The organism is Alcaligenes sp. WGS1538, assembly GCF_043187505.1.
In the GTDB taxonomy this organism is placed as follows: domain Bacteria; phylum Pseudomonadota; class Gammaproteobacteria; order Burkholderiales; family Burkholderiaceae_B; genus Alcaligenes.
The window spans coordinates 893178-910537 of sequence record NZ_CP171109.1; the positions used below are offsets into that span (position 1 = coordinate 893178).

Sequence of the window (17360 nt, forward strand, 5' to 3'; positions counted from 1 at the left end):
TTTTCAATGATTCTTTCTGATGTTCAAAAACTGACGCCCGGCAACCTGGTGACGATGTGGGAGCTGGATTGCGCCGCGCTTGGCGGAGATGTCGAGCGCTATCACAACCACAACGATGGCGTGATTGTCTGGCAGGGCAAGGAATACCTGCCTTGGGCGATCGAGGGGCGAGACTTCGAGCGTACCGGCGATGGACAGCAGCCTCAGCCGGCGTTGATGGTGGGCAATATTGGCCGGGATCAGAATGGCCAAGCTATCACCGGCGTGGTATCGGCCTTGTGTCTGGCGCTGAACGACCTCAAGGGAGCGACTGTGATCCGGCGGCGTACATTTGCCAAGTACCTTGATGCTGTCAATTTTCCGGATGGAAATCCCTCGGCCAGTCCCACGGAACATTTGCCCGACGAAAAATGGATCATCAGCCAGAAAAGCGCGGAGACGCCTGAAGCGGTCGAATTCACCTTGGCTTCGCCTTTGCAGTTCGATGGCATTCAACTCCCCAGCCGGCAGGTCATTGCCAATATATGCGGCTGGCTGACCAAGGCGGGACCTGAAGGGGGCTACCGCGGCGCGTGGTGCGGTTATACAGGTTCGGCCATGTTCGATAGAAATGGCGCGCCTGTCAGTGACCCGTCCCTGGATAAGTGTGGGGGCTTGCTGTCCGACTGCAAGAAGCGCTTTGGCGAGTGGCAGCCTTTGCCTTTTGGCGGATTCTCGTCGGCGGACCGGATCCGATGATGCGCACGGCCGTCAAGAACGCGATCGAGCGCCATGCTCTTGCGGAGTATCCACGCGAAGCCTGCGGCTTGATCGTTGCGGTAGGTGACAAGCAGCAGTATGTGCCTTGCCGTAACGGCGCCGAGCACGGACGCGACTTTCAGTTGTCCGCGGCGGACTATGCTGCTGCGGAGGACCTGGGAGTCATTCTGGCAGTAGTGCATTCGCATATCGATCAGGATGCGCAGCCATCGCAAGCCGATCGAGTGTCTTGCGAGGCGACGGGGCTGCCTTGGCACATCGTCAGCGTTAAGCGGGATGCCGGGGTTGAAAGGCCCAGCATAGGCGAGTGGTTTTCTTTTGCGCCCTCCGGTTACCAGGCGCCGCTGGTGGGACGCGCCTTTCACCACGGCAGCCTGGATTGTTATGGCCTTATCCGGGATTTCTATAGCCGGGAACTTGGAATCACCCTGATGGATTTTGAGCGGCCGGATGACTGGTGGGCCAAGCCGGAGCATGGCGAGTTGTATTTGGAGAATTTCGAGAAGGCGGGATTCAGGCGAGTGGACGGCGATCCCGAATATGGCGATGTGGTGTTGATGCAGTATCGCAGCGAGCGCACGAATCATGGCGGCGTCTACCTGGGGAGTGCTTCTTTGAAGAGCCAGCCTGATTTGTCCAGCATGACCGGGGCGATGTTGCACCATGCCATGCCGCGCTTGTCGGAGCGCGTGCTGTATGCGGGGTATTGGCGCGACATCACCCGTTTGATCGTGAGGTATGCAAAATGAATGTCGTAACTGTTATGGAGCCCGCTACGGCGGGCTTTTTCTTGCCCGAGAAGATTCGCACTGTGCGTTTGTATGGCGTGCTGGGCGCTCGATTCGGCCGGGTCCATCGCCTGGTATGCAATAGCACGGCTGAGGCCGTCAGCGCTTTGTGCCAGATGCTGCCTAACTTTCAGCGGTTTCTTTACGAAAGCAAGGATCGAGGTTTGGGATATGCCTGTTTCATCGGTAAGCAGAACATCGGGGAAGACGAGCTGCAGTATCCCGTTGGCGATGAGGATATTCGGATTGCGCCTGTGATCTTGGGTTCTGGCCGGGGCGGCTTGTTTCAGATCGTCCTTGGGGTGGCTTTGATTATAGGCGCCCCCTATTTGGCGGGGGCGGTTTGGGGCACAAGCGCTACGTTGGCCGTGGCTATTGCGGCGAATGCGCCCATGTTGGGCTGGGCAATGGTGTTGGGCGGTGTTTCTCAACTACTGACCCGGCAGCCCCAGGGGTTGACCAGCGTAGGGGCCGCGGACAACGGGGCTTCATACAACTTCAACGGCCCCGTCAATACTACGGCTCAAGGCAATCCGGTGCCGGTGCTGTACGGCGAGATGATCGTAGGCGCGGCCACGATCTCGGGCGATATGTACGCGGAGGATCAACAATGACCATTGCAATTGAAGCCAAGCGCGGCGGCCAGCGCATCATTGGTTCGGGCGGCGGAGGCGGGAGCAGCGGCCGTACCCCTGTAGAGCAACCCGATAGCCTGCACAACACTGCTTATGCGGTCGTACTCGATGTGATCGGCAACGGCGAGATGGCTGGTCCGGTACATGCGCATGCGCCCTTGCGTGATATTTTCTTGGATGGTACGCCGATTCAGAACGAGGATGGTTCGCTGAATTTCCAACGGGTGCAGGTGGACTTCCGTCTGGGTACGCAAGACCAGGAGCCGATTGCCGGCTTCCCAGCCGGTGCCAGCGTGTCCTCGGTCGGGCAGGAGGTAGACTGGTTTACGCCCTGGACGCAGCTACTGACCAACCCGGATCTGTCGGCCATTCGCATCAGCCTGCACTGGCCGCAATTGATGCAGATGGTTGAATCAGGGTCTAAGGCGGGCGATCGTATCGGGGTGCGAGTGGAGTACGCTATTGACTTGGCGGTAGGCAGCGGTTCGTTCGAGAATGTGCTGACTACGGCGGTTGATGGCAAGACGGTCAATGGCTACACCCGCACGCACCGGATCGACTTGCCAGCCAGTTCGCACGGCTGGCGCGTACGCGTGCGCCGTTTGAGTCCGGACTCGACAAGCAGCGCTGTACAGTCGCGCATGCTGGTGCAGTCCTACGCGGAGGTGATAGACGGCAAGTTTCGCTATCCGATGACGGCGATGGTGGGCGTCAAGATCGATGCCGAACAGTTCCGGTCCATTCCGACGCGCGCCTATCGTTGGCGCGGCCAGCTCATCCGCGTGCCGAGCAATTACGACCCGCAGTCACGCACGTACAGCGGAGTATGGGATGGCACCTTCAAGCGGGCCTGGTCGAACAACCCGGCCTGGGTGTTCTACGACATGCTGACCAATAAGCTGTACGGCTTGGGTGAACGGCTGAACGCGGCCATGATTGACCGCTATGCGCTGTACCAGATTGGGGCATATTGCGACGAACGAGTCTCCGATGGGCAAGGCGGCACGGAGCCGCGTTTCGTGTGTAATGCCTATCTGCAATCTTCGGCCGATGCCTTGCGAGTGGTCAACGATCTGGCCAGCGTGTTCCGGGGGATGAGCTATTGGGCCAATGGCCAGGTCGTGGGCGTGGCCGATATGCCCAGCGACCCGGTCTATACCTATACCAATGCCCGGGTGATCGATGGCCAGTTCAAGTATGTGGGTTCGGATCTGGGCACACTTAAAACGGTTGCGCTGGTGTCCTGGAGCGATCCGGACGATTTTTACCGGGCCAAGGTCGAGGTGGTGCAAGACGAGGAGGGGGTGCGCCAGTTCGGGATCCGCAAGACTGAGCTGACGGCGTTCGGTTGCACGACGCGTGGCCAAGCGCAACGTGTCGGCCTGTATCACTTGCACACGGCGCGCATGGAGCAGGGAGGCGTGTCGTTCACGGTGGGGCTGGATGGCGTGATTCCGCAGCCGGGCAGTCTGATCAGGATCGCCGACCGCAACCGGGCGGGCCGTCGTCTGGGCGGGCTGATTCGTCAGGCCACGGGTACGGACGTTACGCTCGATGCGGCTCATCCGGTGAAGGTGGGCGATCAGTTGACGGTGAATCTGCCTGATGGCCAGGCGCAAAGCCGTGCGGTAGTCGGTGTGGACGGTGATGTAGTGAAGGTGCATCCAGCTTACAGTGCCGCACCGCAGCCAGAAGCAGGTTGGTCCGTGGATGCGGATGATCTGCTCACGCAGCAGGCGCGAGTGATCGCAATCAAGGAGCGCGACGGCATCCTGTTCGACGTGTCGGCGGTATTCCACCACCCGGGCAAATTCTCGGCCATCGACAATGGGGTGCGGCTAGAGCCTTTGCCGGTGAGCGTGGTGCCGCCGCGGGTGCAAGCGGCGCCCACGCAGGTGCAGATCCGCGAACACTATGTGGTTCGCCAAGGGCAGTCGCGCCATATCGCGGAGATCAGTTGGAAGGCGGTCGAGCATGCGATGTATTACGACGTGCAATGGCGCCGTGACAATGGCGGATGGGTGCAAGTGCCGCGCACGGGCCTGCAACTGGTGGAGATTCCGGACTTCTACACGGGCGACTATGTGGTGCGGGTGCGGGCGATCAATGCGCTGGACGTACCGTCCTTGTGGGCATATTCGCCGACTACGGCGCTGACTGGGCAGGTTGCTGAGCCCCCGGCGGTTTCGCATTTGACGACGGAGTCCATTCCTTGGGGCGTGAAAGTACGCTGGGGGTTCCCAGCCGGTCCCAGTATTGCGGGTCGGGTGGAGATCCGATATAGCGCCACAGAGTTGTTTGTCGATGGGAAAGATGGGGGCAGTTATGCCTATCCTACGGATTCCATGGCTCAGACCAGTCTGGCGGTGACCACACAGCATTTTTATTGGGCACGGATCATCGACAAGAATGGCACCCAGGGGCCCTGGTATCCGGCTGAGTCGGCGCCTGGGGTGCGCGGAGTGCCCTCCCAGATAGCCAGCGAGTACAACGACCTGATCACGCCCGAAATCGTTGAGGGCGGCTTGGGCGAAGTCGTCATGGGAGACATTCGGGATATTCCGAGCATCCGGGATACGGTAGACGAAATCAGCGTCGATCTGGGCGAGCTGAACGGCCGGGTAGATGAGATCAACGGCCAGGTCCAGGAGCTGCTGAGCGCGGGCGAGTGGGATCCGGCTGCCGCGTATGCGGTGGGTACGGTGGTATTTGCCGACGGCAAAATGTACCGTGCCAAGAAGGCTGTGCCGGCCGGAACGCCTGTATCGGATGCTGCGCATTGGGAGCTGATCGGTGATTACGCCTCGATCACGGACGGCTTGGCCGCGCTGGCCGTGCAGGCGCAGGAGACGATCAGCCGCGTGGATCAGGCTGAAGGTCGGATCCAGGCAAACGCCGAGCAGATCAGCACGGTTGCCGGCAAGGTCGACGATCCGAGCACCGGCCTGGGCGCTTTAGGTTCAGCGGTGCAATCGATGCGCACACAGGCAGGCCAGCTCGAATCCGGCCTGCAATCCCTGTCTGAGGCCACGACTGCGCTGTCCAGCCGCGTCGATGGGCTTGACCAGGCCCAGCAGGGGCTGGCGACGGCTGTCAGCTCGCTGGGCACGCGAGTCACGGCCACCGAGGGCCAGCTGGACAGTCAGGCCAGCAGCATCACGCAGTTAGGCGCGAGCGTGAGCAATGCAGATGCCAAGGCCGTGGCCGCTCAGCAGGCAGCGGCCGCGGCTGCCGATGCTGCTGGCGCAAAAGGGGAGGTTGTTTTCGGGAGTGCAGCTCCGCTTGCAGCGAAGCGTTTGCCGCAGAATCTGTGGATCGACACTACAGGCAATGCGAACACGCCGAAACGCTGGAACGGTTCGGCGTGGGTGGCCGTCACAGATAAAGCGGCAACGGATGCGGCCGCGGCTGCGGTTGTTGCGAAAGCGGCCGCCGACGCTGCCCAGGCCATCGCGAGTCAGAAAGCCGACGCCAGCACAGTTCAGGCCTTAACGAACCGGGTGACGGCGACGGAGCAGGGCCTGATGGCCCAGGGCGAGAGCGTGACGAAGATTGATGCCCGGCTGGCCGCTGGCCTTGATAGTGACTCGCTGCTGCCCGATTACATGATGGCCAACTCCGATAGCTGGTATAGCTACTATCCAGGGACTGATCTGGCGCCGAATTTCATCCGTGTTACGGACGGGAAAATCGCGCCTACGGTTTTCCACTTCGACACGGGTCGGACCTTCAACTTCAGCGTCGTGACGCTGCCCATCACGCAGCAATACCGCATTCAGGCCTGGATGCGTCGGTCGCCAGACTCTGACGGCCAGATGCGGATTACCTACAAGTACCGTAAGACGACAGACGGGGACTCGGGGATCCAGACCAACTACAGCTCCGCGTCGGTAATAGCCCAGGTTCCGGCGGACGGCGAATGGCACTTGGTCGATTTCGTCTACCAGGCAGCCGCATCGGTTATTGCCGACGGGTTTACCGGCGTGCGGTTCGGATTCGCCATCAATTACACCAGCACCCGGGGCTGGGCGGAGATCCAAGGCTACCGTGTTACGCGCGTAGTGCAGGGCATTGACATCAATCCCGACGAAGTCGCCACAGCCCAGTCCGTTACCAGCTTGAGCGGTACTGTGACCCAGCAGGGCAACACGATCACGTCCCAGGGGCGGGATCTGACGGCGCTGCAGAATACGGTCAACGACCCGAGCACGGGCTTGGCCGCTACAGCCGGCGCGCTGAACGACACGAAAAGCCGGGTCACCAGCATTGAGGGCAAGCAGGAGGCGCAGGCCACCAACCAGCTCGTTCTGAACGCGGAGGTGAAGCGCCTTCAGGGTACGGAGGATGCTGACCTGGAGAGCGTGCTTAACCAATGGCAGACTCGTGCATCGGTAGCGCAGTTGAGCCAGGCAGTGGCTGATGACAGTCGAGCGATGGCAGAGTCCATCCGTATCGTGCAGGCAGAGATTGATGATGTGTCGGGCCAGGCCGAGGCTGCATCAGCGGCGATCCAGGAAACGATGAGGTCTCTTGTTGAGCTGGATGGCAGAATTGCCTCATCTTGGGGCCTCAAGTTGCAAACGAACCAGGCTGGCGTGAAATACGTTGCCGGCGTGGGCCTGGACTTAACCAACGAGTCTGGCGTGATGCAGTCCACATTTGCAGTCTTGGCGGATCGGTTTGCCGTCATGCATGCGGCTAATGGCAGCCCTGCGACGGTGTTCTCGGTCCAGGGCGGAGCGAGCATCTTAAACTCGGCGCTGATCGGTAACGCGTCGATTACAAGCACAAAAATTGCAGACGCGGCAGTCACTCGAGCCAAGATTCAGGATGCGGCTATTACTCGCGCGAAGATCGAGGATGCCGCAATCTCAAGTGCAAAAATTGGTATTGCGGAGGTCGATACGTTACGGCTTGCGGGTAATGCCGTAACGATTCATGCATCGGTCATTGCGCCGTATTACCAACCCGGGTTTGTGGTGGATGAACGTTCTTTCAATCTGCAGTTTTACTTGCCAAACGCAGCGGATTTCACGCTGATTGCCAACGTTGAACCGTTTACGATTTTTGGTGGTAACGGCACGCGCGATGCGCGTAGTGTCATTTGGTACGACAACGGAGGTTATGCGATTGGGTCAGTCTACTCTGTACGCGATTTGCAGGCCGTGCTTTCTACAGGCGGCTCTACCTCCATCAAGGGCTGGCTGCCTGCTGGCCGCCACTCGATAACAATGAGGCAGCAGCCTAGTTTTGGCGCCTCACTGTTACAGTCGATTTTCCCGGCCGCATCTATGGTGATGCTGATCGCGATGAGGTAAGCATGAGAACAGTTTCGTTGTTTAGTCAGGGCCGCTTTCATGCGGTTGTGTCGGGGCCTGATCAGTTCGTGGTTCAGCCAACTCTGCAGGACTGGGCAGGGCAATGGGCTGAGGGGAGGCTTGACGATACGTGGTGGTTTTGCAGTGGCGAAGCGCGCAAGCGCCAAGCGTGTCCGGTCATTCCCGACGGCCAGATCCTGCGCGGGGTTCTCCCCGGCAGCACGATCACGATCGAGGGCCAGCAGTACGAATGTCCCGAGGGCGGGGACGTGGAGCTGTCGTTCCAGTACCTCGGCACTTATGAAATCACGGTCACGCGCTGGCCGTATCTTGATGGGAGGTACACCGTTGAAAATCCACCACCAGTCTGACTACCGCCAGAAGCGTCGGGCGGAATATCCCGACATTGGGGACCAGCTCGATGCGGTCTACAAATTGGCCCGCCACCTGCAGGAGCAGGGTCAGAGGTTGCCGCCCGAGGTTGAGGATTGGGTGATCCGGTGTCGGGCCGTCAAGGAAAAGTATCCAGCCGCCTAGCGCGGCTTTTTTTATGGGGAAATCATGAGAATCCATCACTCTTTCGCCCAGGTTTTCGAGAACAACATGGGCAACCGGATCACGCCGGAGCTGGCTAGCGGCATGATCCGCAGTCTGATCGACATTTTGGCTGTCGGCGTGCAGCAGCGGGCCGATGTGGACCCGGCAGGCGAACTCGTCCAGCCGGCTGGCCAGGGGCATCACGACGAACAGGAGGGCGACAATGGCCTGGTATGACACAGGGACGGTCAACGTCACCGCGAACAGCGTCACCGTGACGGGCGTAGGCACGCAGTGGCTCGCCGGCGCGCGGCAGGGTGAGGCATTCGTAGGGCCTGATGGGCGTCTGTACGAGGTGCTGAACGTCGCCTCGAACACGTCCTTAACACTGACGAAACCCTACCGCGGACCGACCGCCAGCGGCCAGCAGTATGCGCTGGCGCCAATGCAGGGGTACGTGAAAGAGCTGGCCGACCGCGCCGCGCAGCTACTGCCAGCCGTGGCCGATATCGGCACGGCCGCCAAGGGCACGTTGACCGCAAGCAATACCGACACAACTGTGGGTCGAGTGTTGCGAGTCGGGGATCATGGCTTAGGGGGTATCAGCGGTCTGATCGCTGATCAAAACGTTCTGAACAATCATGCCAACGGGTTTTACAGGTCAGGCTCTGGGGATACCGGAACGCCAGACGGGCTCACTGGAGCAGGGTACATAAAATTCGGATGGAGCAGTTCGTATAAAACTCTACTCTATGCGTCGCCGATTGCTGACAAATTCTGGATGCGGAACGTCGAGAATGGCACTGCGAAAGCCTGGAAGGAGTTGATGACGGTCGGCATGTTTGGCATCGGGCGGGATGGAGCAGCGACTGACGACAGGTTTCCCGCGGCGTCGTTGAACGAGACCGGTGTCCCGGCCGGGCTGCACTATGTGGCGCCAGACATCGGTTTGGCCAGTGATCTGCCGGCAGGCATCAACACCCAGGGCGTGGTCGTGCATCGTCAGACGGGCAGCGGCGGGGGGCAGATATACGTCAGTTTCCTCGGCGAGGCCCTTGTCAGAGGACGGCGATCTAGCGCGTATAACCCCTGGCGAGTCCTTTGGCATAGTGGCAATACCATAGTCGACAGCAACGGGTTCATCAAACGGGCCTCGCCCATTGTCCAGCTCTACGCTGACCGCATAGAGCGGTCCGATCACCTGGAAATCCGGGATGTGGTGCTCGAGCATGCCGGGGTGGGGCATTACGTGCTGCGCAATGTACCGCTGCTGAGCCGCGATGGCTGGTACATCGAGACGCCCAAGGACCGGAACGGAAACATCTATTTCCACATGGACTATGAGGAGGGTTCGGCCGCCCGCACGCTCACGATCAAGACGACAACGCCGGACTACAGCACAGGGCGCGCCGAAGCCGGCGAGCCGGTGGACATCCTTGAGGGGCGGTTCATCAGCCTGCGATTTGCCGAGGATCCGAGTCTGTATCCCGAGGAACTAGAGGCCGAGGGTGAAACCGAGGATTAACCGGCCGCTTGAGCGGCATTTTTTTTATCTGCCGCAAATGCGGTTTTTTTTGGAGAAAACATGGCTTGGTATGACACAGGAACAGTTAACGTCACAGCCAACAGCGCTACGGTGACGGGTAGCGGCACGCAGTGGGTAGCCGGAGCTCGGCAGGGGGAAGCATTTGTTGGCCCGGACGGTCGACTGTACGAGGTGCTGAATATCGCATCGAACACGTCGTTGACGCTCACAAAACCTTACCGAGGAGCGACAGCTACTGGTCAGCAATATGCGCTGGCGCCGTTTCAAGGGTATGTGAAGGAACTGGCGGATAGAGCTGCTGAGCTGTTGCAGCACTATTCAGATGTAGCGACGTTAGCTGAAAACGCCGTGCAAACAAGTCAGTTGATGACCTCCGGGGCTCCAGTAAGCACTAGTGGAAATAAGATCCTGATCCGTGGTTCATTTGGTGTTGGAGCTCAGTTGGACTTGCGGACCGGGGCGATCGACCCAAGGTCACCCCCGTCGGCATTTTATGGGCTTGGCGAGATATCAGGATTTGCAAACGGCGGAACCGCGACGACAAACCGGGGGCTGGCAATTCCTCAGTTGGGCGGCGGTAACAACAATTATGGCGTGTTCTCGATAAAGGCCCACTACAGGGATACGACTGGTATCCGCGGTATTCAGCGCATGTTCGTCTGCCTCAATGGCCGGATGTTCATTTCCGGCGCGGCATCGGACTCTGCCTGGGACCCGTGGGTTGAAGTGCTGACCGATGCTAGGAACTTGGCCGGCCTGGCCGACGTAGCAGCAGCTCGCACAAATCTTGGCCTGAAAGACCTTGCTACCAAAAGCCAGGCGGACCTTGGTCTGAAGTCTGCGGCATTCGGCGATCTGATCGGCGATGTGGGCGCTGGGGCGGTTATGCAGTCAGGCAGCAATTCAAATGGGCTTTGGTATCGCCTGCAAAATGGACTGCAGGTATGCCAGCACTACGGCTTAATCATGAGCTGGCTGGATCAACCAGTAGGAACAACTGGAATTTATATGTCCAGATCGCATATATGGCAATTTCCAATTGTTTTTGCAGCAGGCTCAGTCCCAACTTGCGGTGCGTGGTCTGGGCCCAATCGAGGCAGCTCATGGATCGGAATGGGCAGCGGCGTAACGACGAATACGTCAGCTACGTTTACTCATTTTGCTCCCTACTTCAGCAACAATGAACAGCCTATCTCTGTATTTTCAATAGGGCGATGGAAATGATTGAATTCAATATTAAATTGACACCTCAAGTCCGAGACGATGTATCAGTCTTGGTGCTCGCTAAAAAGGGTGAAATTTTGATTTTGCAGGACTTGGCGCTTGATTTGTCCTTCTTGGCCGATGGCGATATTCTCCCCGCCGGAGCCATCGAGCATCCTCTGCTATCTGAAGCGCAAATTCGCCGCCGGGGCAATCTGCTTGAAGTTGACGCCCTGGTCTTTCCGATCAACCCGGACTGTACGGACCCTGTTGCCTGCTTTCCCGAACCTGTCCATGTTGTCCAGGACGGCCCTATTTCACTACCCGATCAAGGACTGACCATTCAGGAAGATACTCATGCAAATTAAGATAGATACCGCCCGGTTGGTGACGGCTGCTGCTCAGCTGCAGGCACGTAAAGATAAAAAAGTGGCTGCTCTGTCTGCTGAATGCCGGAAGATGATTTTGGTGGGTTTTAAATCGGAAGCTCTAGGGGTATCGCACTGGTATCCAAGTCAAGAAACGGATCAGCTCAACCTGGCCGCAAGCGTGACTGACTCCTTATTGCCGAACTTGCCGGCGGATTGGACCACGTCATTCTGGTGCGCAGATGCCGCTGGGCACTGGGCGCTGCGTCCACATACCGCTGGGCAGATTCAGCGTGTAGGCCGGGAGGCGAAGGCGCGGGTCCTGCGCTTGATGGAGCACAATGCGTGGCTCGCTGAGCGTGTCGCCCGGGCGCCGGATGAGGACGCCGTAGATGAAATTGCCTGGAGTGAGCCAGCCGCCTAAGCGGCTTTTTTTATATCTGCCGCGTTCGCGGTTGTTTGCGGGAGACAGTTATGCCGACCGTTACCAAGGAGAAGAGTTTGGAACCAACAAGTGGAGCAGGTGCTGGTTGGGCGGCGGCTAAGGTGGCTATTGCATTCGGCGTGCCGGCGGCATTGGCCGCAGTCATTGGCTTGTTGCTGATGCCGCCGCGCACCGCGGCAGAGTTTGTGGCGCGTACGGTCTGTACGGTCCTGAGTTCGTTCATGTTTGGGCCGCTGGTGGCGATTTGGATCATGACCCAATGGCCCGGCGTACTGGAGCAAGCTGTCAGGCTGGCGGCGTTTCTGGGTTTGGCAGATGACATGCACAGGCTGATCGGCATGCTGTACGTCATGGGGCCCTGCATGTTGTTGGCAGGCCTGCCTGCATGGTGGGTACTGGGGGCCTGGATGCGCTGGGCCAAACGCATGCAGGACCGGGGGATTCCCTTCTGGGTGCGTGAAATCAAAGAAAAAGTAATCGGAAAGTGAAATGAATACACTGTGGAAGCTGCGTCAGGGCCTGGGGGCCCTTTTTTTACGTCTGAAGAAACCGTCGCCGGCGCCTGAGCCGGCGCTGCGGCCGACGTTGCGTCGCTTGGTCTGGGGACGGAAAGTCAGCCTGGCGTTCCGCGAGCGACTGTTTGAGGTCGCCGAAGAGCTGATGGTCGAGCCGGACCATCTTATGGCGTGCATTGCCTTTGAAAGCGCTGAAAGTTTCAGGCCGGATATCAGGAATGCGGCCGGCAGCGGCGCGGTCGGACTGATTCAGTTCATGCCGACGACGGCTCGAGCGCTGGGTACGACCAGCGCGGAGCTGGCGGCCATGAGTGCGGAGCGGCAACTGGATTATGTGCTCGCCTACTTTATGCCCTATCGGGGCCGACTGAACTCGCTGGGGGATGTGTATATGGCGATTCTGTGGCCTGCTGGGATAGGGAAAGCGAATGATTGGGTGCTTTGGGATCGCGACACCAAGCCTGCGGCCTATCGTCAAAATTCAGGTCTGGATCTGGATCGGGATGGCCGAGTGACCAAGGGTGAAGCTGTCGCGATGGTAGAGGCCAAGTTGAAGCGCGGGCGGCTTCCCGCATTTATCTGGGAGGGCGTTTGATGAAGATTCGATGGCGGCTGTGGGGCGGCCTGGTGATTGTTGTGTGCTTGTTGCTCGGGATTGTGCGCTATGGCGCTGGCAAGTATGCGCAAGGAGTGGACGATGAGAGAAAAATCCGCTTGTCTCATGTTGTGGAGTCGGCGCAGTTGCGCCAAGATGTGGATCAGGCTGTCGAGCGTATGGCTGATGGCGCTGCTGCTGATGAGTTGTACCGCAACTGGAGTCGTGATTGACTCGGGCTGCCTCTGGACCCGTACAATTACGGTAAGCCGTGCAGATAATCTGACGGAGATGACGGCTCGGCAGATCCTGGCCCACAACCGGGCAAGGGCAAAAACTTGTCCTGTTGGGGCGGCGCCATGAATGGTCTGCCAAACCTCAATCGCGGTGCATAAAAAATGTCGGTATCTTCGTTGATATATATGTTTTTCTTGCGCTGCTTGTATTATTTGATGGCTTTGTGTGGCTCCTTATGAAGGTGCCGCATCTGGCTGTTTTTGTTTTTCACCGCGCGTTCCCCGGACCGGGCATCCCGCCCAAGGGGCGGTGTTCGCGCGCAGGAGCAGGGTTTCAATGACACTTCAGGGTTGGAAGCGCCGCGTGCTGTACGTGGGGCTGTTCGAGTTCTTCGCGATCATTTTTTCGTCGTTTTTGCTGGCGTATTTCGTGGGTGGGACCACGTCGGATTCGGTGCCCATCGCCATCGCCATCTCGGCCATCGCGATTGCCTGGAACTACGTATTCAACACCGTGTTCGAATACTGGGAATCCCGCCAGGCGGTCAAGGGGCGCAGTGTCTTGCGCCGCAGCGTGCATGCCATTGGTTTCGAAGCCGGATTGATCCTGTTCATCGTTCCCATGTACATGTGGTGGTACCAGGTCGGGCTGCTCGAGGCGCTGCAGATGGAAGTGGCGATCCTGGTCTTCTTCCTGGTGTATTCCTTTTCGTTCAGCTGGAGCTTCGACCGGGTGTTCGGCTTGCCCAGCAGCGCGGCCTGAGCCCTCGCCGACAAAGAAAAACAGGCCGCATCAGCGGCCTGTTTCTTTTGTAGCGGCGGGTCATGCGGTCTGTATTTTCGCTTCGCGTATGGGCAGGTTGACCAGGGCGGCCATCAAGGCCAAGGCTATGTCGGCATACCACATCCAGCTGTAGTCGCCGAATTCGGTCAGAGCGATGCCGCCCAGCCAGGCGCCCAGAAAGCCGCCGATCTGGTGCGACAGCAAGGTCAATCCAAAAAGGGTGGCCAGGTAGCGCGTGCCGAAAAGCTTGCCCACGATTCCCGCGGTGGGCGGCACGGTGGCCAGCCAGGTGAAGCCCAGGCCGATGGCGAACAGGTAGAACACCCAGTCGGTCTTGGGCATGAGCAGATACCAGATGATGAGCAGGGCGCGCGAGCCGTACATCAGGGCCAGCACGTGCTTGCTGCGGTAGCGGGCGATGCACGAGCCCGCCACGATGCTGCCGAAGATGTTGGCCAGCCCGATCAGCGCCAGCGACCAGCTGGCCACCGACGGCGGCAGGCCGCACAGGTCGATCTCGCCGGGCAGGTGGGTGACCAGGAAGGCGATGTGAAAGCCGCAGGTGAAAAAACCCAGGTTCAGCAGCAGGTAGCTGCGGTCCCGCAGGGCGTCCTTGACGGCCTGTTTCAGTCCGGGGCCTGGAGCGGCGGGCGTCGCGGCGGCGGCAGGGCGGGCCGCGCCGCCGCTTCCCAGCTTGCGGATCAGCGGCAGGGTCAGCAGGGCGGCCAGGGCCAGAACCCAGAGCGTGGACATCCAGCCGACCATCTGGATCAGCTTCTGCGCGAGAGGGGCGAAGACGAACTGGCCAAAGGAGCCGCCGGCGTTGATCAGCCCCGATGCTTCGCCGCGCGCGTTGGCCGGCAGGCGCTGGGCGGCGGCGCCGATCAGGGTGGAGAAGCTGCCCGCGCCCGAGCCGATGTTGGCCAGCAGGCCCATGGTGATGGTCAGGCCCAGGCCGGTGCCGATGAAGGGCGTGGCCGCGCAGCCCAGCGCCAGGATCACCAGCCCGGCGGCCAGCACGCGGTCCGGGCCCCAGCGATCCGAACAGGCGCCGGCGATGGGCTGGATGGCGCCCCAGGCCAGTTGGCCCACGGCCATGGCGAAACTGATGGACACGATGCCCATGCCGGTGGCTTTGTCGATCGGATTGATGAACAGGCCGAAGGACTGCCGTATGCCCATGGTGACCATCAGGATGCCGGCGGCCGCCAGGGTGACCGTCATCACCCCGGGATGGCGCAAGGATTGGAACATGAGACTCCCCTCTGTTTGAGGCGTCAATTATCTGGCGAAAGGACGAGGCCGCGCAATGCGCGTGTTCAGGGTTTCTCCAGGCCTGCCTGGACGCTGCGCGCCTTCAGGCTCTCCACGAGGTCCTTGGGCGAGACGCCCACCAGGTAGCCGCGCCGGCCGCCGTTGACGTAGATGATGTCGTAGTCCAGCAGTTCGGCTTCTATCCAGACCGGCATGGCCTTGCGCGTGGCAAAGGGCGAGGTGCCGCCCACCAGGTAGCCGGAATGACGCTGGGCGACTTCGGGCTTGCAGGGCGCGATCTTCTTGGCGCCGGTCTGGCGCGCCAGGTTCTTGGTGGACACTTCGCGGTCGCCGTGCATGACGATGATCAGCGGCTTGGCGTTTTCGTCTTCCATGATCAGGGTCTTGGCGACTTGGTGCAGGTCCAGCCCCAGCTGGCGCGCGGCCTCGGAGGCGCCGCCGTGGTCGACGTAGTCGTAGCTGTGTTCCGTGAAGGGGATGCGCTGCTTGCGCAGCCATTGGGTGGCGGGCGTTTCGCTGACGTGTTTTTCTTTGGCCATGATGAACGGGGCGCGCTCAGGCGCGCGGGTGATGGGCGGCGTGCAGCGCCTTGAGGCGTTCGCGCGCCACGTGAGTATAAATCTGCGTGGTGGAAATGTCCGCGTGGCCCAGCAGCATCTGCACCACGCGCAGGTCCGCGCCGTGATTGAGCAGGTGCGTGGCGAAGGCATGGCGCAGCACGTGCGGCGACAGCGGGGCCTGGATGCCGGCGCGCAAGGCGTATTTCTTGACGATCAGCCAGAAGGACTGGCGCGTCATGCAGGTGCCCCGCGCGGTGATGAACAGGAAGTCGCTGCGCCGCGGCCCCAGCAGGGCGGGGCGCGCCTGGCCCAGGTACAGGGTGATCCAGTGCAGGGCCTCCTGTCCCAGCGGCACCAGCCTGTCCTTGCCGCCCTTGCCCTGGTCCACGCGCAGCACGCCGTCGCTCAGGCTGACGTTCTGCACGGGCAGCTCGGTCAGCTCGCTGACGCGCAGGCCGGTGGCGTACAGCGTCTCCAGCATGCAGCGGTCGCGCAGGCCCAGCGGGGCGCCGATGTCGGGCGCGGCCAGCAGGCGTTCCACCTGCTCTTCGGACAAGGTGTGCGGTACGCGCGGCGCCTGGCGGGCGCTGTTCAGCTCCAGGCAGGGATCGTCCTGGCGCAGGCCTTCGCGCAGCGTCCATTCGTAGAAGCGGCGCAGGGTGGCCAGCCGGCGGTTGGCGGTGCTGGCCTTGGTGTCGGCTGACTGGCTGGCGATCCAGTCCTGCAGGTCGGCGGCCTCCAGCTGCTCCAGTTCCTTGCCGGGCCGCTCGGCGCGGGCCCATTCAGCCAGCCGTTCCAGGTCCTGGCGATAGGCTTGCTGCGTGTTGGCGGCCAGGCCGTCCTGCAGCCAGAGCATGGAGATGAAATCGTCGATCCGGGTGTTGCGTGTCATGGCTGTATCCATCCTGGGGCTCCATGCTATCACTCCGGCGTGATGAGTCTATTTGCCCGTTTTCATTGACCCTCGTTATATACCTATATATATTTCCTGTTTGCGCCTACAGGGCGTACCCTGTTTCCGGAGGAGAAGAATCATGTTCAAACGAGTTGTGTCGGCTGCCGCCCTGGCCCTGATGGTGCAAGGCGCCGCCCATGCCGACGAGCTGGTGGTGGCCGCCGCCGCCAGCCTGACCAATGCCTTCAAGGACCTGGCGACCCAGTTCGAGGCCGATCATCCCGGCACCAAGGTGCTGGCCAGCTTTGCCGCTTCGGACGTGCTGCTGCAGCAGATCGTGAACGGCGCGCCGGTGGATGTGTTCGCCTCCGCCGACCAGAAAGCCATGAACAAGGCCGAAGAAGCCAAGGCGATCGATCCGGCCACGCGCAAGAATTTCGTCCAGAACCAGGTGGTCCTGATCGTGCCGTCGGACAATCCCGCCAAGGTGGGCAATGCCGGCGACCTGGGCAAGCCCGAGGTCAAGCGCGTCGCCCTGGGCAACCCCGCCACCGTGCCCGTGGGCCGCTACACCCAGGCCGCGCTGGAGAAGGCGGGCCAGTGGGACGCCGTCAAGCAGCGCGAAATCCTGGGCCAGAACGTGCGCCAGGTGCTGGATTACGTGGCGCGCGGCGAAGTCGAGGCCGGTTTCGTGTTCGCCACGGACGCGGCCATCATGAAGGACAAGGTGCAGGTCATGGAAACGCTCAAGACCACCGAACCAGTCACTTATCCCATCGCCCTGGTGCAGCGTGTAGGCCGCAACGACAAGGCCCAGGCCTTCCAGGATTTCGTTCTTTCTGAAACGGGACAGCAGGTGCTGGCAAAATACGGTTTCGCCAAACCCTGATCGTTGCGCAAG

The 17360-nt window shown here is 60.5% G+C and carries 18 protein-coding genes; 15 read left to right on the forward strand and 3 right to left on the reverse strand.

All coding sequences use genetic code 11. The features are described 5' to 3' along the window. The first annotated feature begins 6 nt into the window (after positions 1–6). The 14 genes from ACF3ND_RS04165 (at position 7) to ACF3ND_RS04230 (ending at position 13708) form a co-directional block, all read left to right on the forward strand. Positions 7–738: a phage minor tail protein L gene (locus ACF3ND_RS04165; RefSeq protein WP_394064533.1), complete on the forward strand. Its 732-nt coding sequence runs from the start codon at positions 7–9 to the stop codon at positions 736–738. Continuing rightward, on the forward strand, positions 687–1508 hold the full coding sequence (locus ACF3ND_RS04170; protein WP_394064535.1) for a C40 family peptidase: 822 nt from the start codon (positions 687–689) through the stop codon (positions 1506–1508). Before ACF3ND_RS04165 ends, ACF3ND_RS04170 begins: the two co-directional genes overlap by 52 nt. Positions 1509–1549: 41 nt before the next feature. Next, positions 1550–2161, forward strand: coding sequence for a tail assembly protein (locus ACF3ND_RS04175; RefSeq protein WP_394065778.1), 612 nt, complete (start codon positions 1550–1552; stop codon positions 2159–2161). Then, entirely contained in the window at positions 2158–7500 is a 5343-nt protein-coding gene (locus ACF3ND_RS04180) for a phage tail protein (protein WP_394064537.1), read from the forward strand. Before ACF3ND_RS04175 ends, ACF3ND_RS04180 begins: the two co-directional genes overlap by 4 nt. A 2-nt stretch (positions 7501–7502) precedes the next feature. Then, complete coding sequence (locus ACF3ND_RS04185; RefSeq protein ID WP_394064539.1) at positions 7503–7871, forward strand: hypothetical protein; 369 nt, start codon at positions 7503–7505, stop codon at positions 7869–7871. A gap of 190 nt (positions 7872–8061) precedes the next feature. Then, positions 8062–8274: a hypothetical protein gene (locus tag ACF3ND_RS04190; RefSeq protein ID WP_394064541.1), complete on the forward strand. Its 213-nt coding sequence runs from the start codon at positions 8062–8064 to the stop codon at positions 8272–8274. Next, a complete protein-coding gene (locus ACF3ND_RS04195) occupies positions 8261–9562 on the forward strand; it encodes a hypothetical protein (RefSeq protein ID WP_394064543.1) in 1302 nt (433 codons plus the stop codon). The genes ACF3ND_RS04190 and ACF3ND_RS04195 overlap by 14 nt, the downstream gene beginning before the upstream one ends. 60 nt (positions 9563–9622) lie before the next feature. Beyond that, entirely contained in the window at positions 9623–10807 is a 1185-nt protein-coding gene (locus ACF3ND_RS04200) for a hypothetical protein (protein WP_394064545.1), read from the forward strand. Continuing rightward, positions 10804–11154: a hypothetical protein gene (locus ACF3ND_RS04205; protein WP_394064547.1), complete on the forward strand. Its 351-nt coding sequence runs from the start codon at positions 10804–10806 to the stop codon at positions 11152–11154. Before ACF3ND_RS04200 ends, ACF3ND_RS04205 begins: the two co-directional genes overlap by 4 nt. Beyond that, positions 11144–11578 (forward strand): hypothetical protein, encoded by a 435-nt coding sequence (locus ACF3ND_RS04210; protein ID WP_394064549.1) that lies wholly within the window; start codon positions 11144–11146, stop codon positions 11576–11578. The genes ACF3ND_RS04205 and ACF3ND_RS04210 overlap by 11 nt, the downstream gene beginning before the upstream one ends. A gap of 50 nt (positions 11579–11628) precedes the next feature. Then, the gene (locus ACF3ND_RS04215; RefSeq protein ID WP_394064551.1) at positions 11629–12087 is read left to right on the forward strand and encodes a hypothetical protein; all 459 of its coding nucleotides are present in this window, start codon (positions 11629–11631) and stop codon (positions 12085–12087) included. Position 12088: 1 nt separating this feature from the next. Next, positions 12089–12709: a transglycosylase SLT domain-containing protein gene (locus ACF3ND_RS04220; protein WP_394064553.1), complete on the forward strand. Its 621-nt coding sequence runs from the start codon at positions 12089–12091 to the stop codon at positions 12707–12709. Beyond that, positions 12709–12942 (forward strand): hypothetical protein, encoded by a 234-nt coding sequence (locus tag ACF3ND_RS04225; protein WP_394064555.1) that lies wholly within the window; start codon positions 12709–12711, stop codon positions 12940–12942. Before ACF3ND_RS04220 ends, ACF3ND_RS04225 begins: the two co-directional genes overlap by 1 nt. A gap of 340 nt (positions 12943–13282) precedes the next feature. Continuing rightward, a complete protein-coding gene (locus tag ACF3ND_RS04230; protein ID WP_394064557.1) occupies positions 13283–13708 on the forward strand; it encodes a PACE efflux transporter in 426 nt (141 codons plus the stop codon). Between the two features lie 60 nt (positions 13709–13768). Here ACF3ND_RS04230 and ACF3ND_RS04235 read toward each other — a convergent pair whose 3' ends face one another. From ACF3ND_RS04235 to xerD, 3 genes are all read right to left on the reverse strand, one after another. After that, on the reverse strand, positions 13769–14983 hold the full coding sequence (locus tag ACF3ND_RS04235; RefSeq protein WP_394064559.1) for an MFS transporter: 1215 nt from the start codon (positions 14981–14983) through the stop codon (positions 13769–13771). 65 nt (positions 14984–15048) lie between these two features. Beyond that, on the reverse strand, positions 15049–15543 hold the full coding sequence (gene ybaK / locus ACF3ND_RS04240) for a Cys-tRNA(Pro) deacylase (RefSeq protein WP_394064561.1): 495 nt from the start codon (positions 15541–15543) through the stop codon (positions 15049–15051). A 16-nt stretch (positions 15544–15559) separates the two neighbouring features. Then, the gene (gene xerD, locus ACF3ND_RS04245) at positions 15560–16456 is read right to left on the reverse strand and encodes a site-specific tyrosine recombinase XerD (RefSeq protein ID WP_394064563.1); all 897 of its coding nucleotides are present in this window, start codon (positions 16454–16456) and stop codon (positions 15560–15562) included. Positions 16457–16598: 142 nt separating this feature from the next. Between xerD and modA the strand changes: the two genes are divergently transcribed. Then, positions 16599–17348 (forward strand): molybdate ABC transporter substrate-binding protein, encoded by a 750-nt coding sequence (modA, locus tag ACF3ND_RS04250; RefSeq protein ID WP_394064565.1) that lies wholly within the window; start codon positions 16599–16601, stop codon positions 17346–17348. Positions 17349–17360: the final 12 nt, after the last annotated feature.